This is a genomic window from Neptuniibacter sp. QD37_11 (assembly GCF_047778105.1).
Taxonomy (GTDB): Bacteria; Pseudomonadota; Gammaproteobacteria; order Pseudomonadales; family Balneatricaceae; genus Neptuniibacter.
The window spans coordinates 813,944-836,726 of sequence record NZ_CP180554.1 but is presented as its reverse complement, the minus strand read 5'-3'; the positions used below and the strand labels follow the sequence as shown (position 1 = coordinate 836,726).

Here is a 22,783-nt window from a genome sequence, read left to right as displayed (position 1 = left end):
CGGAATTAAATAAAATATCCATACTATATTTGCATCCAATGTCCTTTTTGAACCATTAGCCATTTTCCCGGATGGCTAGTTAATAACTTAACCTCAGACTCAATTAATCCAATTTCAGCCAATAACCGATAAGTGTTAATTTCCACCCACTGATTGGTCATCAGAACATAGCCAAATCCCAGATATATAATGGCCCAGAGTGGAGCTTGATAGATCAACAAGAACACACTTGCCCTCATCTTACCCATAAACCTAATAGCAACCATGATTAGAATCAGCAGCACACCATAGAGCAGACCATTGGAAATCCAAAAACCCAAATGAATAGCATCACCCATCTGGCTATGCAGGTACGCCACGCCCGAAACCCCTATGGCCCAAAAACTCGACAGTACACCCAGAAGAAATGCAGATATGTAAGGAATCCGCACTACACCACCCCCTCACTAAGCAGCTTATTCATACCCTCTAAAGCAGCCTCTGACAACGTTAGTTGCCGCTTTTTTCCTGTAGCAATCACACGAAGTAGCTGCCTCGAGACCTCTAATTCGAATTCCTGCGCGTAAAGAGGGCGACCATAGCGATGATATAAATCATAAGCCAATTCAATTCGTGCTACCGGGACCTCAAATTGCTGCATATTCACCTCCAGCAGGATTAATCAAACCTACCCTGCCTTGCGGCTTTCTCATTCCATGGATATTACTCAACAGCATATTACCCTTTCCTGCGCCCTTTCTAATCTTCGCAAGCCGGACCCCCACGTCAGTATACAATAGTGCCCCGTCATTCAGGTAATTACTAAAAGGATTATTATAAAATTGACTACCCAAGTAGGTTTTCATCAACTTTGAATCCTTCCTAACCCCCTTTGCATCTATACCACCTACGCCCAATGCCAGATCGTTATCAAACTGACTTTTAGCTGTTTGCGAGTTAATACGATGTACAGGGATGATTTCGATCAGACCTGAGGCGTTAACATGTCTAGATAGCCAATTTAACTGCTTTGTGAAATACGGCTCAGCTAAAACCTCCTCAACGGTTTTAGCGCGACCTAATCCAGCATCATAAGTCATCTTAACAAATGTAACGCTCCGCTCCACAATCCCCTGTGTGGTCCGCACTCTAATCATGGCAGAACCATAAGTACCTTCACGCGTATATGCCGGTAGCATGACAGCTAGTGTATCCACGAGAACCTGCCGCCAATTGGAGTCAGTCCCTTCGATGTACTTAATTTTATTAACCCTCAATAGGCACGCAGTGTACCACATGTTGCGGAAGCCGATCGCCCGGCGATATATATCAAGAATTCTTGCCGCTACATCTGGGTTTTGGATGGACATAAAGTCAGTAGCGCCGGACTGCTGCAAGAGTACCTCGTATTCACGTCGCAGTTGTAAGAATTCCGGCTCCTTACAGACAGCTGATGAGATTTCCAAATAACCCTTCCCTATCAATGCAGGTGGCTTGCTAGGGCTACTCCGTAATACACTCATCCATGTAGCGGTGAAATTATTGGTATCACCGTACCGACTCACCTGCTCACAAAGGAGAGTACCTGAAGGTGTAGAACGATTGTTATCTGGTGCAGCCAAACACGGGTTTTTTGCGCATTCCAAATCATCATCAGCAAACTCCTCCAAATCTGGAATAGCCTTACCCTGAGAGCTAACTCCCCCTTTTTGATATCCATCAGGCAGCCTCAAGAATACACGGCAAAGCAAAGACTCTTCATCTACGCCCTCAACATATGATCGGTCAGGATTTTTATAGTCAATGTGGTATTTTCGAGGGAATATCACTTTCCCTCCACCGATAGGGGTCAGCATGCAGCTACCTTTTAGTTTATTTTTTTTATTTAAAACTATTATATCAAACAAATATTAAAACGCAAATTCTTGTTGACACCGAATAAATAGATGACATAGTATTTAGGAAATTCATTAATCACCGGAGCAATAAAAAATATGCAGAGCCAAAATGTGGTTAACAACCTTCGCGCAAAACTGCCTCAAGTTAAGAATGCAGCCATGCCTGAGGTCGATGAATCCTTGACCCCCGAAGCCATCGCTGAAAAATTTGATTCCTTTGCCGGAGATGGTATTGAAGTTTTTCAGTACTTCCATAGCTTAAACGCCTCTCACCCTGAATCTGTTTGGCCTCTGCTGCATCAGGCAATTGAACGCGATTTTGACACTGCGGTTCTTAACTCAATGATCTCGCGCATTTCATCAACTAACTCAAACGCCTATGTAACCCTGATTACTCATGCAGCTAATGCAGCAGCACCTGCTGAAGTTGTCTCAATCCTTATATCAGCCGCATCCAAGCACCTGAGTAACCGCCAACTAAATGAATTACCATCCCTCTATGAAGGTCTTGATGGTAGCATCACGCCTGAAATCATGAGTAAAATGATTGTTGATACCCAACTGGATGCGATGTTTGATATCCAACCTTCTGTACGCTGTGCATGATGCTTAAATTTGCCTTACCTGCAATTACTGGTGCCTCACTTTTAGTGGGGCTTTTTCTCCAACATGTTCTGGATATGCAACCTTGCCCTATTTGCATTGTCCAACGCCTTATCCTAATCAGTATATTTATTGTCAGTGCCCTCCCCCTACTGCTTACTAATAAGCTAGTAATACAATGCAGCAATATTGCTGTCGCTATACTGACTGTTACCGGTTTGTATTTCAGTTTTGACCACATTACGTTAATTAGCGCAGAGAGCTTCTTAGTATTGTGCAGTGCTTTTTATGAGCAAATCATTGATTTCACCCACTTAAACACACTACTGCCAAGCATGTTTGCCGTGACCGGGTCCTGCACAGATCCTGATAGTGCCTTTTTGGGGATTCCGTTACCCTATGCTACCCTTGTGCTATACCTAGCAATACTTCCCGTATGCTACACGCTGGTTTACAAAGAGATAGCCCATGGAAATAAATGATTTTGATGTCATCTTGAGCAATGATTACAGTGGCGGTTTAATTATTGCACTGCCTGTTGGGCTAAAATCATGCCTAAATGAAGGAAGTAACGCCCTAGTCTACTTAAGGTGGAGTGACGAAGGAGATACCTTTACTCTCACAGTCAATACAACCGATATGATTCTTAATGGCCTAGAGCTGCATAAGGAGCTTATCGACAAGCTTGACGACCACCTCCTAACCTTTGGTGAAGAGATGCTGCCTATTTATAAAGCGTAGCTAACCTTCTCATCCTTGTATTTGCTCTCAATTAGCCAACCATAAGCCTCTCTCAAACTATCCTGATCTTCGAGCTTTACGCCAATCTCTGGCCCAGCACATTTCATGAACATTATTTTATCTTCGAGCTTATTTAGGGTGTTCATCTCTGATTGAAGACCCGGCTGCTTCCATTCAGCATATGCCTCAAGTGCGCCAAGTAGCTTATCCTTGGTTAACACAGCGCCGCCCCGCTCAACCGCTTCGCTATTTAACTTCAATAAACTATGAAACTTAGAAAGGGTCTGCTCCACACGTGCAGACAAAGCATTCTCGACCTCTCGGTGGCTAACATTTCTATCTTGGAAGGTTCGCATTAGCTCAGTCACCATTTTACTAGGTGACTCACCCCCATATACAATAGCGAGTGCAACTTGATCAATTTTGCCATTTTCTTTCGTTAAGCTGAAAGTGGGTCCAAAATCATAGTCCTCAACCAACGAAGATGTTAGTTCAGCAATCTGCTTCTCGGTCAGCAATGAAAGCTTCTCGGGATCAATTTCATTGATTATCTTGACCATAAAGAGCCTTGTATCATGTGTATTTCCGGGAGACATGCTCCTTAGTGGCTCTACCAAGCTATTGTAAGCATCGAAATTACCTGTAATCCTCGCCATCATGAGTGATGAATACAGGTCCGCAAAACACTCCTCTTTGTACTTCTGTACCTTTTGATCTGGATGACGTGTAGTGCAATCCAATGCGTGGCCGATTTCGTGCAGATCAATACTGATCTCAAATGCCAAGGGATTAACAGGCAATCTTGTGATTACACCAGCGACTGGCAGATCTATACTGCCGTGAGCTGCATCCTTTTTTCGGTAAGTGATACCAGCATAACTGGGCATTACCACCTTGATTGATATCGCTTCGCCATCAGTCCCTACCAAGGTCATCACCTTTGGCTTACCGGCTTGCTTTACCATTTCGTTGGCTAAACTCAGTTTTGCAGCGACAATGTCGGTATACTGCTCAGCAAACACCCCACTCCCAATATCACTGGCCACTTCTTTAGCATAAGTTTTTGCCAGTTTTGGCAGGTAGTTATATGCCCCATACTTAAGAACATCCTTTAGAGCCCGCCTAAAATCGGTTGACCCTTTGCTAGTATGCATCAGAACATTATCATGATCTAAATCCGCTATCATCAACGACTTAAAATAATTTTTATCATTTACGTGCAGAACCAGATTGCCGGTTGGGTTTAATGAATTCTGTATTCTCTTGTTAATATCACCCAAGCTCTCACCAATCGGCATCCCAGACGTGGCATATGCAGCGAGTCTTTCCACATCCACGCCGCCTATGGTCACTCCAGATCCCTTACCGTGCCTAATGACGACAGCCTGCTTCAATAGGTTATGCATTTGCCAATCCTATTTTATTTTAGTTATAATAATTCTAACACCTAGAGGATTTACTGTCATGCAATACAGAAGCGTTGAAAACGAAGATATGCTTGAGCTCGCTTTCTATACGGAAATACTCCCTCATATCTCCAGCCTCACTCCTGAATCAAATGATTCTCTTAATGCATTAGAGCCTTTCGTTTCACAGAATTCTGAAGACGATGCCTTCTCATTATTTAAATCTATTTGCAATAAACAAGGATATTCCATCATTAGCACTCCTAATGGCTTTGCTCTTTCCGCTCAAAGCATGGCTGAAGCTTATCTGAGGAATTTAAGTTCGCTCAACTTTGATGATGTTGTTACGAGAGCGTGTGATGAGGACACAATCTCTATTGATTTGGAAAACGACCGCATCATATTCGATGATGGCTCCTTCCTGTTCCCTATTCATGGCAAGGCAGCACCTAATGAAAACTTTATACCAGTGAATTCTGAATCCCTTACGGAGCTTGCAAGCAAGTTCAACAGGAGCATGAAGTCAGAGCTAATTAAAGAAGATGACGGTTTGGAGCTGCATTAAAGCTCCCACCTACTTAAATCACTTAACCCTAAGGTACAAAAAACAAAAAAACCCGCTTTTAGCGGGTTTTTTTCTATCCAACAATTAGGTTGTTGCAGAAGAGCAGCAAGGTACGTCGAATGGCAAGTCTGACTTGCTGCACTGTGGAATACCTTTAGAAGAATCAGAAGCCAGTGCATCAACACCTTCTTCTGCTGGGTCAAATTCAAAGCCCATGACCTCGTTAGCGCGGTAGCAAACCAACTCTTCAACGCCGGTACGGATAACGCGGTTATCCTGAATATCCCATTCACCTTCTGGAACGGACTTGAGGTACTCAGGAACTAGATCCTGCAGTGTAAAGTCAGATGGCAGACCGCCCTGTTGTACGCGGTATGCGTTGATCGCACCAACGATCTGTGCTGATTCGTTTTTATATTCCGCAACAGTTGTTTTGATACCGTTGTCACGGAAAGCTGCACCACCGTAGTACAGTGTTGCGCCAGCCAATGCAACTACCAATGCAATGGCAATAATTGAAATGATAAGTGAAAACATGGTTTCTCCAGTTTTTTTTATTGTTATGTAGGCGAGGCTGATATTATCCTAGTAATAAATAGATGTCAATCCTTTACTATAACATTTATTTATTCCATTCAGGCTCCCACGTTGGCTCATCCATGACAAATACCGGAAGCGTACGATACGTCATCGAAGCCTTATTAATCTTCTGCGTTTGCCCCTGCACATGGCCTATAACGTGGATCATGCGGTGCTTACTTAACACCTCAACCCTTGCTGGACGCATATTAATTCGAACCGCATATATTTTCGCATCAGCCTCCATATTATAGGTAAACAGCAGGAATATACCGGACATGCCATTTATTATTCGGATACTACTCCAGTTCATATCCAAAAAACGCGGGTACAACTCTGCAGGTACAGCCAAGAATGGGTGTCCATCAATCACATCAAACAAAAACGAGCTACTGGCATACTGTGACAGCATATATGTATTTTTCCATCGCCAAGACTTCCCCATTTTTCGGGTATTTACAATTTCATTGCCGATGTCAAGCAAAAAGCGCATAGCAGGTTGATCTGGGTGAATATCCACCAGCACATCAATATCTTTAGGATTTACATTCATGATTGAATCGCAGGCCTATATATCTTATAATTTTCGCTATAATAATAAAATTTCGCTTAATGGGCAAATCCAATGACAACAGTTCAATCTGCAGTAGACACGCATAAGGCTATTCTCAATAATCTGAAAATTAGTAAGAAATTGCCTGAAGACTTTGATGGCGCTGTTTTTCTGAAATTCATGAACGATCCCTACGCGTGGCTACCCATCTGGATGCTTAAGTCCGAAGTGGTGAGTATGGTACTATTCGACAAACGCCTTTGGGATGTGCACTACATTGCTGATAATTCCGCAGGCCTTCGCGGCATTAAAGTATTGGATGGCCCTCACCCACAGCAAGAGGTCTTTGATATCGCCAGCGAAGATGAATGCACGGCAGCAATGCGCTACCAAATCTCACAGTTTGCTGTAGAGTCCACGCTTGAGTCTTTAGATAACACTATCACACTGCGCCCTATTACCGAATTTTATCCACGCTCTTCACATCTACTCATCCAAGATAAACAAGTTATCCCGGTGCCAGATCAACCACGCGCAGTTGCTATGACACTCCATCAACTAACACGTGATTTGGGTAAGTATTTTGAAATTTCCAGCCCATCCCTGAAACAGGAAGTGGATCTCTAAATTGACTAGTTTTAATGTGACAGCAACTGAGGTTGATTATGCACCTCAAGATAACTCACCTTCTGACGCCAATAGCACGCAGTCTAATGAAGGTGGCTTTTATGGCATGAGAACGCCGTCAGCCAAGGCCGATGCGTTTGTGCGCGCATTGTCTGACGTTCAAGGATTGGCGTTTACAGAGAACCCAAAACAGCTTGTTGAACTATTCACTCTGCAATTTGAAATCATTAATTTCTTAACGAAGCACTTTAAAATTGATCCAGAAGACATCAACCAGCAGGAGTTGATCAGGAGTGCAACAACATCACTCTCCCGGCTAATGCCCAATATCTCCGATATTGAACTGCTTTCCTCGGGCTCTTTTATCGACACCGTACTGGAACGGTGCAATGAATCCCTACTTCCGATAAAAGATGAATTTAGCTACGACATACTGTCGGAAGTTAAAATAGAACTATTCCTACTTTGCCATAGCATCCAGCTTCAGTCCGAACTCCATGGCATTGAGCCTCCTGAGGACTTTATTAGGGATATGGCTGATTGCTGCATATCAGTCACTAAAGACATCGCCTTTAATTGGAGTGGTGAAAGCGATCTTACTGATAGGACATTTGTTTTCCAGTCGCTACTTCGTGTCGTACGTGAAATTATTGAACTTAGCGTTAAGAAGCAAATCCTTGCCTCAGTTAAAGCGCTTGATGCAGAAGTGGCCTTGCCAGCGCGTGAGTTTATTTTTTCTGATGAGTTTACAGATGTTCTTTCCGCAAACGATACCCTATTCTTTGAAGATGAATCACTCGCTGAAACATTCGTTATTTCCTCATTGGAACTGTTTCGTGCTGAAGTTGACCAATACAGTGAGGGGTATCGAGCCTATGCCTTTGATCGGCTTTGTGATGCATTGCAGAACCGATTGGAGGATATTTTTAATGCCTTTGAAACTGAGTATGAAGGCCTAGAATCCGAAGGCCTTGACGATGAAGTGATGGACGACCGTGGCGCAGCCATGGTCCACAACCTACGGCTTGCAATTTCCACTGCACCACAGGACGCGATCACAAAAACAGGTAGCACATTATCCGAATCTGAAATTTTCCCTTCCCGAAGTGAAATGCAGCATTTGGTAAAAACACGAATTGCAAAAATCTGGGGTATTACAGATGTTGTTCTTAAAAAACAAACGGCATAGCATTGCCATCATATTACTTTCCGCAAGTCTATTCTCGCAGTCTACGCATGCGGAGATACCGAATATTAATATCACCTTACTCTTGAATAAACTATCGGGGAACTTACAGCGCTTCAACCAGTTTCAGGAGATTACACAACATCACGCCTTTGATGCCGCAATGATTGAGATGAACTCCCGTAACCTTGCTGATGCGGCTGCAAATGGAGCTTCCAACCTTGCCATACGCTCTGCACAGACAGAGCAAGAAGTTCAAGAATCCGAACTGCGTGAAAAAACAGCCCCAATGCTAAATGCATGTGAAAGCTTTGTTTTTAGCCAATCCCTTGATGACCTTGCATGCGAAACAGAAGACCAAACGACCAGCGTTAGGAATAAATCTGCTGCATTGTCAGGGGGCTCTCTATATCAGGAGCCCGGAAGTAAGAATAATACCGAAGTGACTAACTACATAAAGAATAAGGTGGAAAAGTTAGTTTCCGAATCTAAAGCGAATGGTGAAAGCACAACCATCGCCATAGACGCCGATAATCAAGACAACCCTGTAGGAGACTGGGCGGGAGCGTCTGACACTGTTGACGTAACCACCATAACACCATCACCACTTGTTGCGCTAGGTGCATTCTCTTCCCTATATGGCCCATCTGACCTTGGTGACCCTGTACCCTATTCTGAAAAACAAAAAGAGGCAGCTCTGGACTTGATTGATCTGTTAGCACCTCCCCATCTTGATACCATTGCAGTTGACAGTACGGCTGTAAAATATGCACATTTACGGATGGTAACACTTAGCGCAGTCCCTCGAGAAACACTTCTTCGAATACTTAATGACAATACTCGCACTGGTACTAAGCCCTCACGCCATGATTTGATCCACGCTTACGCTAAACCAAAATTTGTTGATAGTAACCCCGAAAGCAATATGTCCATGATCTCAGCTTCAAGGAACATTTCAGCGGCTCAAATATATAGAAAGGTTGCTGAGATGCTAGCTTTTCAGACGTATATGAAGCTTGACGCTTACAAAAAAAGTTTAGATCGCGAATCTGTACTAGCGACTCTTGTTTCTATTAAACTTAATAGACCACCAAATTAAATTAATGTTATAATAATAAAAACAATTAAGAGTGGCCCCGCTATGGAACATGTAGAGCGCACAGATTCGCAAAAAGTAGCTGATTTGCTTAATCAGCTATCTCAGTCTTCTACTCCGATCAAAAACACTTACCTCAAGAGTCAGCTGTTTACAGACGGGATCAATGGAGAGCATCCTTTTATTGAAGCGCTTGAAGCCCTTCCTGATGGGACTGAAAAGCATATTTCCGACTGGATGGAATTTGCTAAGGGAAATGGCATTGATCTTGACGGCGTGGACAAACCAATAGAAAAAACTGCTGAACAGATCTCACAGGAAGCCAATCAAATGGCATCAGGTGAACCCAAGCCTCCTCCTAAATCACCTGAAAAAGACGAACCGCAAGCTAAACGTGTGGACTCTGACTCGGCCCGCAAGCTTGCCGAAATGGTACAAAACTCACAACAGCAGACAGGCTCGCCTGCTGCATCACAGCAGATGCATAATCATGATGTAGCAGGTCTTGGTGCGGCGGCTAGGTCTATTGTAGGTGCTTTTAAAAATGCTGGAGCAAAAGCAAAAGAAGCTCATCAAAGAAAAGGGGCTCACCACCTTATTGACCATGCGGTATCCGAACTTAATGACACTATTTTAAATGCCGATCGCATGGTTGAAAAAATGGCCAGTAATTTTGATGCAGACGGCAAAGTTATCGATCGAGCGCTTCATAACAACCTTAAAAAAGGTATTAATCAAGCCATCCGCAATACAGATAACAAAATCTCAGAAATCGAAGACCTTGGTGAGGTAACAGGCCTTTCCACCAAAAATAAGAAAGGTATGGGCGAGTCTAAACAAGCACTGGATGCACTGAGTAATAAACTCGAAGAGCATTCTGATAAAGCTGGCTTTGATGAACTCTATAAGTCCGTTTCTAAATTGGCACAACGTGTTGTTGATGTATTTAAAAAGCTTTTTAATGTAGGCAAAAAGAATGAGTCTCAACTGTCCCCATCTTAACCTATAACTAATAACTAAAATACCCGCCAATATTAGCGGGTATTTTTATACGCCATACACTACAAAACACGATCACTAACTTGTCGATCTAGCTCAAAAACATGGGCTTTTACCCTATCTGTAACCGATAAGTCACTCACAATTTGTTCAATTGTTCGGATCTCACCGGATTCCTTCGCTCGCATTTTCTTACCCATCAAGCCGGAAACAAACTGACTCGAACGCCCCTTACCCTTCAAGGTAACGCGCTCCGCATCAGCGAGATCAAACGAATCGGATTCAATCTTGCCATCATACAACCATTTTTCAGGTTCGGGTTTCGATAGAATCCACACGCCCGGCTCTATGCTCTCCATTTTTTTTGAGATCCGAACAGATGGCAGCGGCTTCAATAATCCCTTTCCTGCATCCCACTCTTCGCTTTGCATGGTTCCATTAAGCTCTACCTGAAAAGTGTCATGAGCTCGTTTAATGATTACAGATTTATCTGCAGCGGAAATAACATCGCCACAGCTAAGTTCGTAGCCATCTTCACCAATAACCTCTGAAGCGGTTACTGTAGTAATTAGCTGCATGATTTCACGGGCACTATCAGAGCACTGTTTGCTCGGAGTATAGAAGAGCGCCGGAGTTTCCATAAATAAAGATACCAGCGGCGTTACATATTGCACTTTCTCGGGAAGCTTAAACGTCCGACCAATAAACACGGGCATCAGGTTCTGCTCGCTTGCCACCTTAAGGTAGCGCTCAAGCTTAGTCATGACTGCGCCATAGTAGTCATCAATTCGACCTTCAGGCGGAGTTACACTGATAGACATATGTGTAACCAGCATAAAACCCTTGTAGTTATCAATGTGCATGCTTTTCACCGTTCATTGAGCCCTTACAGAATGGGCATACATCTCCCACTTCTTCCAATAGTGAAGCTATATTTACCTTTATCTGACTTTGTTGTTGCTCCATAGCAGCCAATCGACCGGATGTACCCCTAATTGCCTTAGTTGCTTCTGACAAGGACTTAGCTAGCGCATCAACCCCTTCCGAATGGACGACTTCTCTCAACTCCACACGCCCTTCTGGTAAAGACTCAAGCGCTTGAATCAATGACAATGATGACACCATCTGCCTACCGATCGAGACAAATTCAGCGTTATCACGAGGCTTGGTCAATGAGAGAGGATCTTCACACTCAACCTGACTGTAAATTTGGAGCATTCCAGTCGTTTGGCCCATTTCATCTGCAAGGTCATTGAGCGCGCTAATAGAGCTTATATTGGCAACATCTACCTTTTGCAGCTCTATTGAATCTTCCGGTAACGTTTCCAGCAGGGTAATCATCTCCTGAAGCTTAACCATTTCACTGCCCACAGCATTTAGTTGGGTGACGAAATCATAGTCTTGTTCCAGTTTTTTTAGCACGGGATCAAACTCGGCAGGGTCCAGATCGCATACAGGGCGTACAATGTTCAATTCATTCTTGACTCGCGACAGTGACCGCTTGGTTTCATTCTGAGCTTTTGTATGGGCGGTTACATTTGCACGGTGCTGGCCAATCATATCAACAACTTTTGCAGCCTCACTACCGATAGACAGCAGTTTTGCTCTTTGCGTTGGTGAGCAGCATTTATTATCAAGCATCTGCGCAGGATGATTCTGACTACAAAAATTGATATCAACGCCAGCCACCAATGGCATTGCTAGATAATCATCCATCCATGGTGGGAGTGATTCTTTACCATTATGAGGCTCTTCTATATCAGTGCCAGAAGCATCTGTCATAGTATATGTCGCCTTTACCTTAGCTTTATTTTTCCCGCGAAAATATTCATAGGCCAATACACTGCCATCATCAATGGTGGCCTCAACTCGCATAGAATCAGCCCCATGCGAAATAAGCCCCATAGTGCCGCCATTTCGTGCGAGTGCCCGGAATGCTTTTAGAGCAGATGACTTACCTACATCATTTGTACCGGTTAGGACTGTCATAAACGGACCTAACTCTAATGTCACATCCTGCAGACGACGCATATTCTTGTATCGAATTGAAGAGACCCCTGAAGATATCCACTCATCCTTTTCAACACTGTGGCGCTTAAGATGTCGAGCGACAACCTTGTTATCCACCTCATCAAAGGAAATAATATCAGCCAATCCCTCAAAAATACCTGCATCCAAATGACTGACATACAGTACCTGAACACCTAAGGTTCTGGATAGCTCAGCGACGACCTTGGCAAATGCGGGTATAAGCTCCTCTTTTATTGCCTTATCTGCCTCATCAAATAATACGAAGGGTCTGTTGCCCGATTTAACAAGCGTTATAAACTGTAGCCCAAGCGACAGAATACTATTGATGCTACCACCACGTTGCTCCCAAACGTTCTCGGGATGGCCTTCATTATCGATACATACATCTAATGTTGTGTGGTCACGGTAGGTGCCTCGCTGCAATACCACTTTACAGTCTGCACGGTGAGGTAAGATATCACGAACCAATTGCGAGAGGAGATCTTCGACCTCGCGCTTTTCTTCGTACTCCCACTCTTCTTGAATAGCCTGCAGCACATGCAATGTTTCCGCTTTATCTTCAAGGTATTCTTCCGCGGCAAGCATATCCCCAACGACACGAGACTTTTCTTCAAGCAGAATACTTTGACGCGCATTTATCTGAGCGTACTCTGTTTTTAGCCAAGATATATCACGTTCAAAAGGCGCTAAAATAGACATAATTATGCTCTTAGTGAACCAGTTTTCAGTTCAGCAATCTGACGATTAACCTGCTCCACTAAACTCCTACGACCTTCAATCAGCTGTTTATTGTGCTGGATCGCCTCGGCGCTCTCTCTAGCGCGCTGACGGCTTATTTCACGCATCTGTTCAAGATCGCTGGTACCGCACATTTCGACCGCCTGACGCTCAAGTTCAGTAAGACGCTCTTTCAGGGGCCCCAGCTGCCCGCGCATTTCCGAGATCTCACGATCAAGTTGATTACTCTCATTTACCTGACGCTCATACTCAGCAAGCGGACTGGTAGAAATCTGTTGATTCTGCTGCATTTATAACAACCTTATGTCATCTCTCTTAGTTATTAATAATTATAATAATAATTAACAGAAAGTCAAATTTGGTGCTCTGCAGTTAGGGTGTTTGTATTTTCGTTATAAATTTTGACAACATTTCCTAATTTCCCCTCCATCTCGCGGATGTAAGGAGAGACTTCAGTGTCGGTCCACTGACCATTGATTTGAACGTCTTGAGCAAAACTGCACATGACTTTCTCTTCAGCACGTGTCACGCCAACATAAAAGAGTCGACGCCCCTCTTCCAGCTCATTAATGTCGTCCGGATCTGAAGGGTACATAGATTCCTTATCGCAGCCAATAATATAGACATGCGGGAATTCCCGCCCTTTGGCCGCATGTAAAGTCATAAGCTGTACAGCCTCCTGCTCTTTTGCCATATCAGCAATCAACGCTAGATTCATTATAGCCTCATCTAACGGCAGGCCTGCTTTTAGGTCCTTGATGAAGCGGTCACGAATGTATGCCGCATTTTCAACACGCATATCAATCTGATAGTCGTCAATCTCGACATTACCATTCTCGTCTTTTTTGGTAAATTGATTCACGATTTGCGGCTTGAAAAATATATCCCAAAAGCGAGACAAGGATCTTTCTAAAAAGTCTGTGTCCGGGTTAGGTTTAGAAGCACCCTCTTTTAGTAAAGTACATAGGTCAACGAAAACCTTACACTTCTTAGCAAACTCCTTTCTTTCAGGTGTTTGTCCCGGCTTAGCTTTCTTATACTGCTCTGATTGCTCAAGAAGAAAGTTATAGACAGCCTTACCTTGAGACATGGAGTCCTTTGCACGCTTTTCTGAGATGCCAAAGTTTGTTGATTTTAATACTGCAAGCCCAGCCGTACCATCCCAAGGATGCGCAATAAAACGCATCATCTTGATCATATCCTTGACCTCTCTTCGCCCATATAGGCCCTTATCGTTTACAATGCGATAAGGCGTATCAAGAGATAGGAGCGCCTTTTCTAGCTTATCTTTATACTTGCGCGCACGATATAGGACAGCAACAGACCCTGCAGGCGTACCGCTGCGTATATCACGCTTGATAGCCTTGGCAATCATCATCGCCTCTTGGTCCTGATCCTTAAAGCCGATGCAGAAAGGGGGCTTATTTGAACTTTCTTTATTGCAAACCAACTGTCCATCATTAACACGCTGCTGCATACAACTCGCTATCGCATTACCCCATGTAAGCACCTCTGGTGAGGAGCGATAGTTATCTGCCAGCTTAATCGTTTGCGCCTGTGGATAGCGTTGCGTAAAGGATAAGAAAGTCTGGATATCAGAACCACGCCAGCTATAAATCAACTGCTTTTCATCACCTACAGCGCACACGTTCTGATGGAAGGCAATAATTCTATCCATAACAGACATTTGCACCTTGTTGGTATCCTGATACTCATCCAGCATAAGATACTTGAACGTTTCAGCTAGATCTTTTGCAAGGTAGGGCTCCAGCTCCAATATCTTGTCCGCAAACAAGATAATGTTATCAAAATCTACACCGTTAGCCGCGCGGCACATCGCTTCGTATTCTTGCCAAATCTTGCCTATAAGCGCCATGCCCATGTATTTCTTATCATTCGGATTTAGTCGAGACTGGTAATCCGAATAGCCGTGTCCTTTCGCACGCTCCATGGTGAGGATTTCTTCAATATCGCCTTGCTTAACCTTGGCGTCATCCAAGACCTTCTTTTCATTCTTAGGCAAGTCGTCAATCACCATCTTCAGGAGTTTTTTGCTATCCTCTTCATCTATGATTTCCAACTGAAAAGGATCTAGCCCGCGCATTTCCCAAAACTTAGCGTCTGTATACTTCTTTAAGATGTGAGTGAAAATTACTGAGTGAAACGTTCCTGCTGTGATGTATTCAGCATCCAAGCCAATCCCCGGCATCTGAAGCAGTCGATTCTTAATCTCTCTGGCAGCCTCATTTGTAAAGGTTACCAACAAGATCTGTGTAGCTGGAATACCAAGCTTCAATAGGGTAGCTGTACGGTGAATGATCGTTTTTGTTTTACCTGAACCGGCACCCGCGGTGATCAAAACGGGCCCTTCCACTGACATTGCAGCCTCTTTTTGAGATTCATTGAGGGACTCATGCATCTCCATAAGCTCAAAGAGAAGCTCAGGATCTTTGATGTTCCAAACGGCAGTCATACAGTCATTCCACGTCAAGCAAGGTTGATTAATTTCTCTTTTAGTATATAATATCACAGTTATGCAAACCAGCAAATATAAACCTTATAATAAGCATGCTTGATATTCCAGACAACCTACCCACACCAGTGATGCCTAATGAGAATGCGGTTGATGTCTGCATTATTCATGCATCCCAAAGGCTCAAAGTTGATCCCGTAGCCCTTAAGGCCATTCGCCTTCAAGAAGCCGGTAAAATTGGCAGCGTCATGAAGAATACGAACGGTTCTTATGACCTAGGCGTTATGCAAATCAATACTATCCACATGCCGGATCTAAAAAAGCGTTATCGTGGCATTACATGGCAAGATGTTGCCTACAAACCCTGCACCAACATTGCTATTGCAGCCCGAATGCTACAGCAGCGGATTTCAGAAGCGGGACAGTTCTGGAAAGGGGTAGGTAACTATCATTCGAAAACACCTAAGTATCACAACAAATACCTAGGGCTTGTTAAAAATCGTTATAACAAACTAAAGAAGCAGCGCTGGGCAGCTAAAGCAAACCAGCTCTATGGTCGCGTAATGAAGAATAAGTATAAAAATAAGAGGTTATAATGCCCCGGTTAATGCTATGTGAAAAGCGAGATCAGGCTCAACATATTGCCAACACCCTTGGACTTTCTAAGAATGGTATGGCCTTCTCTGGCCAATGGAAAGGTGACAAACTCACTATTGTTTATGCAAGTGGTCACCTACTTGGACTTCAGACGCTGAATGAAATTGCGCCTGATGTTGGTTGGCATAAGCCCCTTGAGCTGGTGCCAATCCCTCGCGTCATTCCGATGATGGTTAATCCACCACCAAAGAATTCTAAGGCCCCATCTGCCCAAAAATACCTTAACAACATTAAATCTCACCTAAAGGGTTTGACAGAATTCATTATTGCTACGGACTCTGATCGTGAAGGTGAAGCTATTGGCTGGGAAGTAGTGGAACACTTTGATATCTCTTGTCCAATCAAACGCTGCTGGCTGGCAGCAGGCTTGGATAAGAAGAGTATTCTTGATGCGACAAACAACCTCCGTGAGCCTCATATCACCAAAGGCTGGTGGCGCGCCTCTCAAGCTCGAAACTATAGCGATTGGCTCTATATGCCATTAACACGCTGTTATACCCATTATGCTGAATACGGCATAATGGGACAGCACTTGGCACAAGGCAAAGGGCGTAGTGGTGTTGTTTCCGGTGGTCGTGTTCAATCATGCGCCCTCAACCTATGCCATATCCGAGAGATGGAGATTAAAAACCATGTCCCGGTTACACATTACAGTATCAACTGCAAGATGCTAGCCCAAGGTGCGGACTATGCTTCCGACTATAAACCTGAAGTGACTGCCGAACTGACCCAGCAAGAGATACAAAGTGTTCACTGGGAGCCTTCTCGTAAAATACCAAAGGATGGAGAGGAGCCACCACTAGACCGTCCTTTATTTATCGATCAGCATTTGGTTAATGAGTTCAAGGATAGGCTTGAAAAGGTGCCTTCTTATGTTAAAAGCTACTCTGAATCACCAGAGTCAAAAGCACCCCCTAAAACATTTGAACTTTTAGATGCTCAGGATGCATTATCCAAAGCCTGTGGTATAAGCTCCAGCCTAGCCCAAACAGTCTTTGAAGACCTTTACGAGCAGGGTTGGACATCTTACGCACGGACATCGAAGCAAGAACTACCGATGAACCTATATCAGGCATCAGAGCGTAACAGCATGTTGGCTGCCTGCATGCAACTACCTGAAGTAACAGAACAAGCTAAGATTGCTCAATCCATTCACGATGGCAATCATCCTGACTACAAACCCTTTAAGCCCACAGTGTTTGTTGCTAAGGATATGGAGCACTATGGCATTGTTCCCACCCATAAATTAATGACACCTAGTGCCTTTTCTCAACTGAAAGCTAAAAAATCAGAAAAAGGAGCCCCAGCCCATTCGACAGAACATATGCAACAGGCATACCTTCTGGTTTGTAAGCAATTCATTCAGGCACTTTACCCTGCTGCGAAATACACAAAGCAGCAAGTAATCTTTCATGCTAAAACTCCGGGATTACTCAAGGAACCTGAAGCACGCTTTACATCTACAGCTAGTAAGCTGGAAGATCCGGGCTGGCTGGATGCCTTCAAATCTAAGGATAACTCCGATCAGCTTATGCCCGCCCTTACAGTGGGTGATGATGCACAAGCACGTGACGTTATGACTAAATCAGGTACCACTAAGCCGCCACCACGTTTTAATATCACCACCTTCCCTAAAGAACTTAAAAACGTGTCGAAAAAGGTAAGGAATCCGGCATATCGAAAATTATTGGTCAATGCAGAGGGTATTGGAACCCCAGCAACACGTAAAACGATCATAGAAACACTGATTGCTCGTGAGTACATTACGGTTAATAAGCAGGGCACTATCTCTGTTCCCCAGAAAGGCACTGAATTTATCCGCTTCCATAAAGATGAGCAATGGCTTATTTCTCCTGAAACCACTGCTGTTTGGGAAGAATACCTTGTCCAAATATGCGAAGAGAAAGATGATGCAAAAGCTATCCAAATGCGGGACAATTTTGTAAATAAGCAAAGAGATAAGGTGGAAGGCCTTATCAATAAGATGAATAACACCCATTATAATAACTTGGGTGAGAAAGTTCGCCGCACAAGTACGACCGTAACTCCCGGTAAGAAAAACGCTATTAAGGCTATTGCCCAGAAGAAAGGGGTACCGATCCCTCGTGGCACTTTGGTTAACCCCGAAAAAGCTGACGCATTCTTAGCGGAACATGGGGACAAAAACTATGATCCAAGTAAATTGTCAGAAGCTCAAGTGGGTCGTGTTACTAAAATCTTTAATGCACTTCCCGCAGATTCAGGCTGCAGCATGACGCTCGAACAGATCTTGGCTGATAAAAAGGTGGCAGCTGAGTTTATGGAGACATATGGTCAATATTACCCAGCAACTCCGGGTCAAATTGACTACGCCAACAAGCTGGCTGCAAACCTTCCTGAAGACAAAAGGCCTGACCCTGAGAAGTTGAAGTACGCAGATTTTTGTTCGAAATTTATTGACAAGAACAAGCCCAAAGGAAAACCGGGCAGTAAAGGAACAGCAGGAACTAAAGGGAAGCCGAAGACAAAACGACCTTCCCGACAATCGAAGAAGTAAACAATAGGCCTTAGCTTAACACTAAGGCCTGTTTTCTCATGGTAGCTTCAATAATGGCATTAACCATGTGCTGGTCGTTATATGGCTTGATCAGAATGCCATCAAATAATGATTGAAGCTCTTCATTTTTTGGAGCTAACTGGCTCGCCGTAACACAGATTATTGGCGTACCACGATTGATGTTTTCTAGGTTGCGTATGATTCTAGTGGCGGTATCACCCGTCATCTCAGGCATCATTAGGTCCATCAAGATACAATCAAATTCGGCTGATGAAGCCAATCTGATGGCATCCTCCCCTGACTCTGCTAATTGCACTTTAGCGCCTAGACCTTCAAGCTGCATGGACATGGCATCCCTGTTCATGTCGGAATCATCGACAATCATAATAAGCTGACCACTTATTGGGCGATCATCAACCAATTCAGGAATCATCGCAGGCTCAATCTCCTTTGAGTCCATCAAAGAGCCATGCCCAATTTTCGCCTCTGTATGCTTAACCAGCGTTCTTGCATCCAGCATTTTATTAACAATCTGATTGATCTGCAGGGTTAATGGAAGCGCATAATCATATGCATCCAATTCTGAGATCCTCCCCAGATCTTTAGAGTCCGATGTTCGCTCAAACGTGATTACCTGCTTTACTTTGCCGGACTTACGTGCCGTTAGGATCTCTTGTTCGCAGCGCCTTAGATCGCATCCGACTAAAATATCCCAATGTCCAGCATCGAGGCTCGATGGGCGAATAACTTCGAAGTTTCTCAACCCCTTCAGGTACAAACGACCTTCTAATGAACGAATGAACTTAGTTGCCCCATAATCCATGAGCGCCACTGTCACATCCTTCATGTCCTCCATGAACCGACGATCACCTATCTCAGATTGAACAATCTGGGCCTCAAGCTGTATCGTAAATTTAGACCCAAGACCTTCTGTACTTTCTACATTAATGGTTCCGCCGAGGCGCGTAATGCTACCCTTAACAATGGAAAGGCCCAGCCCAGTGCCACCATAACGACGTGCATTTGAACCATCTACCTGCTTAAATGGCACAAATATTTCTTCAATAAAGGCTTCCGGAATACCAATTCCGGTGTCCATAACCTCAATTATCAGCTGACTCTCATCGTGGTCATACTTAACATTTAACGTGACACTACCTTCTTTGGTAAATTTAATAGCATTACCTAAGAGGTTCGTTACTGCAGGCAATGTTTGTTTTTCATCAATCAGCGCGATTGTAGGCAAATCCTTAGCGGGCGTGAAGTATAGCCCAATCCCCTTTTCTTGCGCTGCATTTGATAACTGCCCAACGCATTTCTCAAAGAAAGGTGCTACTTTAACTTTATTATAAACGATAGCCTGATTATCATTCTCTTGCTCAGAGAAGTTGAGAATATCCTCAATCATTTCGACAATATTACGCTCACTACGCTTAATCTGATCCAAGCAATCTAGCTGCCTTTGCGTAAGCTGTTCCTTTAGTAGGGTATCTGTACATATTGAGAGTGCATTCAGCGGCGTTCTCAACTCATGGCTGATATTTGCTAAAAACTGAGTCTTCGCATGATTTGCATCAAGCATCTCTTTATTTAGCTTGATAAGCTGAGCATTGCTGTCAGATAATTCCCTTGTCCGCTCATTTATCTTATCTTCTTGATAGTTCTGGTGGCGCTCAATTTCTTCAGTCATTTGCTGGAAGAACTCGCACAACTGTTGGATTTCAGCTACGGGTACATTTGGGATCTGATAATCGAAATTCCCCTTCTCTACAGACTTCATAGCGTCGATTAGTCGCTTAAGGGGGTACGTGAATTTCTTACTCAAGTGATCTGCCAGCATAGCAATCAACCACCAACTGATGGCTAGAGTGGTAAAACAGATTAGGATTATTTCACCAACACTTCTATATAGTACGCCCGTGTTAAGGGTGAGACGGACATCGCCAATTGCATTTTCCTGTACGGAAAACTGAAATTCACTTTCACCCTCAACAGTCACTTGAACTTCATTAGGGAACACTCTTTTATTAAACACATAATAGCTAATGGGGAGAGAACTGGAGGAAGAGACGGCTGCATCGCGGGACTGCTCATAGAGCATACTACCATCAGCATCAAACAATTCAATTGCTGTGACATCGTCATCACTGAAATGACTCGATGCGATAGAACTTAGAACTTCCTTTTGATCAAACATGACAGGGTATACGGAGGAAGCAGCAATACTATTAACGATGAGCTGGCCTTTTTTCTCTAGAGCACCTTTTGCATAAATGTAATAGACTGCCACAAATACCGTCATAACAAACACCATTGCGCAAATCAGCGGCACCTTTGCTGTCAGCCTAATAATGCTATCAATATTGATTAATCTCTGCGGATTCGTGGAGTTACTCATATTCTCAAAAGACCATAAGAAAAACGTAACGCACTTTACCTGTTGTTGAGTGCCTTTTCAAGATAGTTATGGTCTAAATTAAACAAAATCAAAAGGCAGAAAATTTTAGCTTGCATGCCCTTAAGTATTGATTTAAATGGACTTCCGTTCATATCCTTTATGCCTAATTTCAAACAGTGGTTTGAATATAGCGGTATTTAATTAATTGTGAAACCACTCAGCTGCATGCCTACATTTACTGAGCATTTAATATAATTAGCTTGTCAGAACGCTGATTAATGTTACAATCACGTATCAAATTTATTATTGGTTTATTATGCTTAAGATCGCAAGCAAAGACACACAGGAGCCTACCGCCATCGGCAGCAAGTCATCCTTAGAGCTTGTCCTTGAACGAAACTCTGTATACGGAGTACATTCTGTCCACCTAATGCGACATGATGACAACCTCTTTTTATACAAGATGCTTGTATCACTAAAAGGCGATCGGCGCCAACATTGGCTTGCAGGTAACGTGACAGGTCTGGATAAAATCGCCCATTTGATTTTACAAGCATTTGATAACTGCAATTGCGGACATGCTGACTATGAAACTTGGAGATCCAAACTCCTAAAATGGAAATCTTCTCCATTTACACCGTTAAGCCTCTATCACATCCCTGTTTAATTCTTATCGCCCCAACTCACTACCACCCGGACTACCCGCTTTTAAGGCAGGCTCGTTTTCACGCTCCAGCTCCATGGACTTCTTAAATTCATTCTTCATTTGATGATATAAATCTATACCCCTGATTGGCTCCAACGCTGCCCTGCCAAAGAGAAAGCCTTGACCACAGCCAACACCAAGCTCTCGCATCTTATTTAAGGTTTCTATATTTTCGATCCCTTCGGCGACCACATTCATTGGCGGATCTTTCGTTCCGCATTCCTCAATAATGCGCTGAGCATAAAACTCGACAGCTGGATTGGGTTTAATTTTTATTAATTGACCCTTATTCACTTTATCATCTTTCACACCCATGATTGGATTTACTACTTCCCCTCTATCCAGCTTTATGCCCTTAATATTCATTGCATGCATATCTTTTATAAACTGGGCGCCAACATATTCTTTATCTTTGTAAATCCCAGCCCCCACATCATCTAGCTTGAATTCCACACCACATGCGTTAATTTTACGCATTGCAATACCCATCACTTTCTTATCTTCAGGTAGGAATTTCTCGGTAATCTCTAATCGTAATTGAGATAGGTCAACCCCGGCATCATGAGCGACCTCGATAATATCCGCCAAATCATTAGCAGACTTAGAATTACTAATTGTGCGCCATGAGATGTTTACAGCAATAGGGACTGATGGGCCAGCGTTTTTCCTAAAATCTTTTAAGTCCTCAATAAAGCCCGCGACGGTATCTACATCGAACTGAAGATCCAAGCCTTCCTCATGAAGTTTTTCAATATGCTCATCAAAATCAACCCCCTGCGTGAATTCCTTTAATCGAGTAAGCCCCTCGTAGCTCTCAATCATCCCATTGATAAGGTGTACAGGCGGTGTTTCCTCACGCTCTATATAGCCCATAACTTGCGCATACTTATCCATATCAACAATCGGTTGAAATGTCCTTTCATAAGCACCCATATCGAGCACATTTGCTGATGAGCTATTAGCCATTGGATGGCCTCATTTTTATTATTATTAATAACTATTATACTAAGTA

The 22,783-nt window shown here is 43.5% G+C and carries 23 protein-coding genes; 11 read left to right on the top strand and 12 right to left on the bottom strand.

Translation table 11 applies throughout. The features are described 5' to 3' along the window. Nucleotides 1-23: 23 nt before the first annotated feature. The 3 genes from ACMXYT_RS22725 to ACMXYT_RS22715 form a co-directional block, all read right to left on the bottom strand. Nucleotides 24-359, bottom strand: coding sequence for a hypothetical protein (locus ACMXYT_RS22725; RefSeq protein ID WP_415912699.1), 336 nt, complete (start codon nucleotides 357-359; stop codon nucleotides 24-26). 71 nt (nucleotides 360-430) lie between these two features. Beyond that, a complete protein-coding gene (locus tag ACMXYT_RS22720) occupies nucleotides 431-640 on the bottom strand; it encodes a hypothetical protein (protein ID WP_415912698.1) in 210 nt (69 codons plus the stop codon). Further along, complete coding sequence (locus ACMXYT_RS22715) at nucleotides 627-1,835, bottom strand: hypothetical protein (RefSeq protein WP_415912697.1); 1,209 nt, start codon at nucleotides 1,833-1,835, stop codon at nucleotides 627-629. The genes ACMXYT_RS22720 and ACMXYT_RS22715 overlap by 14 nt, the downstream gene beginning before the upstream one ends. A 138-nt stretch (nucleotides 1,836-1,973) precedes the next feature. Between ACMXYT_RS22715 and ACMXYT_RS22710 the strand changes: the two genes are divergently transcribed. The 3 genes from ACMXYT_RS22710 to ACMXYT_RS22700 are packed head-to-tail and all read left to right on the top strand — an operon-like array spanning nucleotide 1,974 to nucleotide 3,221. Then, nucleotides 1,974-2,483: a hypothetical protein gene (locus tag ACMXYT_RS22710; protein WP_415912696.1), complete on the top strand. Its 510-nt coding sequence runs from the start codon at nucleotides 1,974-1,976 to the stop codon at nucleotides 2,481-2,483. Beyond that, a complete protein-coding gene (locus ACMXYT_RS22705) occupies nucleotides 2,480-2,962 on the top strand; it encodes a disulfide bond formation protein B (RefSeq protein ID WP_415912695.1) in 483 nt (160 codons plus the stop codon). The genes ACMXYT_RS22710 and ACMXYT_RS22705 overlap by 4 nt, the downstream gene beginning before the upstream one ends. Beyond that, the gene (locus ACMXYT_RS22700; RefSeq protein ID WP_415912694.1) at nucleotides 2,949-3,221 is read left to right on the top strand and encodes a hypothetical protein; all 273 of its coding nucleotides are present in this window, start codon (nucleotides 2,949-2,951) and stop codon (nucleotides 3,219-3,221) included. Before ACMXYT_RS22705 ends, ACMXYT_RS22700 begins: the two co-directional genes overlap by 14 nt. Here ACMXYT_RS22700 and ACMXYT_RS22695 read toward each other — a convergent pair. Beyond that, nucleotides 3,209-4,627, bottom strand: a complete 1,419-nt coding sequence (locus tag ACMXYT_RS22695) for a hypothetical protein (RefSeq protein ID WP_415912693.1) — start codon at nucleotides 4,625-4,627, stop codon at nucleotides 3,209-3,211. The genes ACMXYT_RS22700 and ACMXYT_RS22695 overlap by 13 nt on opposite strands. Before the next feature lie 58 nt (nucleotides 4,628-4,685). Between ACMXYT_RS22695 and ACMXYT_RS22690 the strand changes: the two genes are divergently transcribed. Continuing rightward, entirely contained in the window at nucleotides 4,686-5,192 is a 507-nt protein-coding gene (locus ACMXYT_RS22690) for a hypothetical protein (RefSeq protein WP_415912692.1), read from the top strand. A gap of 84 nt (nucleotides 5,193-5,276) precedes the next feature. Here ACMXYT_RS22690 and ACMXYT_RS22685 read toward each other — a convergent pair whose 3' ends face one another. Together ACMXYT_RS22685 and ACMXYT_RS22680 are read right to left on the bottom strand one after the other, a co-directional pair. Then, on the bottom strand, nucleotides 5,277-5,729 hold the full coding sequence (locus ACMXYT_RS22685; protein WP_415912691.1) for a hypothetical protein: 453 nt from the start codon (nucleotides 5,727-5,729) through the stop codon (nucleotides 5,277-5,279). A gap of 85 nt (nucleotides 5,730-5,814) precedes the next feature. After that, nucleotides 5,815-6,324 carry a hypothetical protein gene (locus tag ACMXYT_RS22680; protein WP_415912690.1) on the bottom strand — a complete coding sequence of 170 codons (510 nt, stop codon included), beginning with the start codon at nucleotides 6,322-6,324 and terminating at the stop codon, nucleotides 5,815-5,817. 72 nt (nucleotides 6,325-6,396) lie between these two features. On the opposite strand from ACMXYT_RS22680, the gene ACMXYT_RS22675 reads away from it, so the two are divergent. From ACMXYT_RS22675 to ACMXYT_RS22660, 4 genes are read left to right on the top strand one after another with little or no spacing between them, the layout of a single operon-like run. Continuing rightward, nucleotides 6,397-6,951, top strand: coding sequence for a hypothetical protein (locus ACMXYT_RS22675; protein WP_415912689.1), 555 nt, complete (start codon nucleotides 6,397-6,399; stop codon nucleotides 6,949-6,951). A 1-nt stretch (nucleotide 6,952) separates the two neighbouring features. After that, nucleotides 6,953-8,140: a hypothetical protein gene (locus ACMXYT_RS22670; RefSeq protein WP_415912688.1), complete on the top strand. Its 1,188-nt coding sequence runs from the start codon at nucleotides 6,953-6,955 to the stop codon at nucleotides 8,138-8,140. Continuing rightward, the gene (locus tag ACMXYT_RS22665) at nucleotides 8,112-9,236 is read left to right on the top strand and encodes a hypothetical protein (RefSeq protein ID WP_415912687.1); all 1,125 of its coding nucleotides are present in this window, start codon (nucleotides 8,112-8,114) and stop codon (nucleotides 9,234-9,236) included. Before ACMXYT_RS22670 ends, ACMXYT_RS22665 begins: the two co-directional genes overlap by 29 nt. Nucleotides 9,237-9,278: 42 nt before the next feature. Next, nucleotides 9,279-10,235, top strand: a complete 957-nt coding sequence (locus ACMXYT_RS22660) for a hypothetical protein (RefSeq protein WP_415912686.1) — start codon at nucleotides 9,279-9,281, stop codon at nucleotides 10,233-10,235. A 59-nt stretch (nucleotides 10,236-10,294) separates the two neighbouring features. On the opposite strand, the gene ACMXYT_RS22655 is transcribed toward ACMXYT_RS22660, so the two are convergent. The 4 genes from ACMXYT_RS22655 to ACMXYT_RS22640 all read right to left on the bottom strand — a co-directional run bounded on the left by ACMXYT_RS22655 (nucleotide 10,295) and on the right by ACMXYT_RS22640 (nucleotide 15,474). Then, complete coding sequence (locus ACMXYT_RS22655) at nucleotides 10,295-11,095, bottom strand: hypothetical protein (protein WP_415912685.1); 801 nt, start codon at nucleotides 11,093-11,095, stop codon at nucleotides 10,295-10,297. Then, nucleotides 11,085-12,962 carry a hypothetical protein gene (locus ACMXYT_RS22650; RefSeq protein ID WP_415912684.1) on the bottom strand — a complete coding sequence of 626 codons (1,878 nt, stop codon included), beginning with the start codon at nucleotides 12,960-12,962 and terminating at the stop codon, nucleotides 11,085-11,087. Before ACMXYT_RS22650 ends, ACMXYT_RS22655 begins: the two co-directional genes overlap by 11 nt. A 2-nt stretch (nucleotides 12,963-12,964) precedes the next feature. Continuing rightward, nucleotides 12,965-13,291 carry a hypothetical protein gene (locus tag ACMXYT_RS22645; RefSeq protein WP_415912683.1) on the bottom strand — a complete coding sequence of 109 codons (327 nt, stop codon included), beginning with the start codon at nucleotides 13,289-13,291 and terminating at the stop codon, nucleotides 12,965-12,967. 62 nt (nucleotides 13,292-13,353) lie between these two features. After that, nucleotides 13,354-15,474: an ATP-dependent helicase gene (locus ACMXYT_RS22640; RefSeq protein ID WP_415912682.1), complete on the bottom strand. Its 2,121-nt coding sequence runs from the start codon at nucleotides 15,472-15,474 to the stop codon at nucleotides 13,354-13,356. 95 nt (nucleotides 15,475-15,569) lie between these two features. On the opposite strand from ACMXYT_RS22640, the gene ACMXYT_RS22635 reads away from it, so the two are divergent. Continuing rightward, the gene (locus tag ACMXYT_RS22635) at nucleotides 15,570-16,070 is read left to right on the top strand and encodes a lytic transglycosylase domain-containing protein (RefSeq protein WP_415912681.1); all 501 of its coding nucleotides are present in this window, start codon (nucleotides 15,570-15,572) and stop codon (nucleotides 16,068-16,070) included. Further along, nucleotides 16,070-18,667 (top strand): DNA topoisomerase, encoded by a 2,598-nt coding sequence (locus ACMXYT_RS22630; RefSeq protein WP_415912680.1) that lies wholly within the window; start codon nucleotides 16,070-16,072, stop codon nucleotides 18,665-18,667. The genes ACMXYT_RS22635 and ACMXYT_RS22630 overlap by 1 nt, the downstream gene beginning before the upstream one ends. A 10-nt stretch (nucleotides 18,668-18,677) precedes the next feature. On the opposite strand, the gene ACMXYT_RS22625 is transcribed toward ACMXYT_RS22630, so the two are convergent. Continuing rightward, nucleotides 18,678-20,969 (bottom strand): ATP-binding protein, encoded by a 2,292-nt coding sequence (locus ACMXYT_RS22625; RefSeq protein ID WP_415912679.1) that lies wholly within the window; start codon nucleotides 20,967-20,969, stop codon nucleotides 18,678-18,680. Nucleotides 20,970-21,381: 412 nt separating this feature from the next. Between ACMXYT_RS22625 and ACMXYT_RS22620 the strand changes: the two genes are divergently transcribed. Further along, complete coding sequence (locus tag ACMXYT_RS22620) at nucleotides 21,382-21,732, top strand: hypothetical protein (protein ID WP_415912678.1); 351 nt, start codon at nucleotides 21,382-21,384, stop codon at nucleotides 21,730-21,732. 3 nt (nucleotides 21,733-21,735) lie between these two features. On the opposite strand, the gene ACMXYT_RS22615 is transcribed toward ACMXYT_RS22620, so the two are convergent. Beyond that, nucleotides 21,736-22,737: an EAL domain-containing protein gene (locus ACMXYT_RS22615; RefSeq protein WP_415912677.1), complete on the bottom strand. Its 1,002-nt coding sequence runs from the start codon at nucleotides 22,735-22,737 to the stop codon at nucleotides 21,736-21,738. Between the last annotated feature and the right edge of the window lie 46 nt (nucleotides 22,738-22,783).

Coding starts and splice junctions, on each gene's coding strand:
- ACMXYT_RS22720 (WP_415912698.1), bottom strand. CDS start 640: ATGCAGCAATTTGAGGTCCCGGTAGCACGAATTGAATTGGCTTATGAT.
- ACMXYT_RS22715 (WP_415912697.1), bottom strand. CDS start 1,835: ATGCTGACCCCTATCGGTGGAGGGAAAGTGATATTCCCTCGAAAATAC.
- ACMXYT_RS22710 (WP_415912696.1), top strand. CDS start 1,974: ATGCAGAGCCAAAATGTGGTTAACAACCTTCGCGCAAAACTGCCTCAA.
- ACMXYT_RS22705 (WP_415912695.1), top strand. CDS start 2,480: ATGATGCTTAAATTTGCCTTACCTGCAATTACTGGTGCCTCACTTTTA.
- ACMXYT_RS22700 (WP_415912694.1), top strand. CDS start 2,949: ATGGAAATAAATGATTTTGATGTCATCTTGAGCAATGATTACAGTGGC.
- ACMXYT_RS22695 (WP_415912693.1), bottom strand. CDS start 4,627: ATGCATAACCTATTGAAGCAGGCTGTCGTCATTAGGCACGGTAAGGGA.
- ACMXYT_RS22690 (WP_415912692.1), top strand. CDS start 4,686: ATGCAATACAGAAGCGTTGAAAACGAAGATATGCTTGAGCTCGCTTTC.
- ACMXYT_RS22685 (WP_415912691.1), bottom strand. CDS start 5,729: ATGTTTTCACTTATCATTTCAATTATTGCCATTGCATTGGTAGTTGCA.
- ACMXYT_RS22680 (WP_415912690.1), bottom strand. CDS start 6,324: ATGAATGTAAATCCTAAAGATATTGATGTGCTGGTGGATATTCACCCA.
- ACMXYT_RS22675 (WP_415912689.1), top strand. CDS start 6,397: ATGACAACAGTTCAATCTGCAGTAGACACGCATAAGGCTATTCTCAAT.
- ACMXYT_RS22665 (WP_415912687.1), top strand. CDS start 8,112: ATGTTGTTCTTAAAAAACAAACGGCATAGCATTGCCATCATATTACTT.
- ACMXYT_RS22660 (WP_415912686.1), top strand. CDS start 9,279: ATGGAACATGTAGAGCGCACAGATTCGCAAAAAGTAGCTGATTTGCTT.
- ACMXYT_RS22655 (WP_415912685.1), bottom strand. CDS start 11,095: ATGCACATTGATAACTACAAGGGTTTTATGCTGGTTACACATATGTCT.
- ACMXYT_RS22650 (WP_415912684.1), bottom strand. CDS start 12,962: ATGTCTATTTTAGCGCCTTTTGAACGTGATATATCTTGGCTAAAAACA.
- ACMXYT_RS22645 (WP_415912683.1), bottom strand. CDS start 13,291: ATGCAGCAGAATCAACAGATTTCTACCAGTCCGCTTGCTGAGTATGAG.
- ACMXYT_RS22640 (WP_415912682.1), bottom strand. CDS start 15,474: ATGACTGCCGTTTGGAACATCAAAGATCCTGAGCTTCTCTTTGAGCTT.
- ACMXYT_RS22635 (WP_415912681.1), top strand. CDS start 15,570: ATGCTTGATATTCCAGACAACCTACCCACACCAGTGATGCCTAATGAG.
- ACMXYT_RS22630 (WP_415912680.1), top strand. CDS start 16,070: ATGCCCCGGTTAATGCTATGTGAAAAGCGAGATCAGGCTCAACATATT.
- ACMXYT_RS22625 (WP_415912679.1), bottom strand. CDS start 20,969: ATGACGGTATTTGTGGCAGTCTATTACATTTATGCAAAAGGTGCTCTA.
- ACMXYT_RS22620 (WP_415912678.1), top strand. CDS start 21,382: ATGCTTAAGATCGCAAGCAAAGACACACAGGAGCCTACCGCCATCGGC.
- ACMXYT_RS22615 (WP_415912677.1), bottom strand. CDS start 22,737: ATGGCTAATAGCTCATCAGCAAATGTGCTCGATATGGGTGCTTATGAA.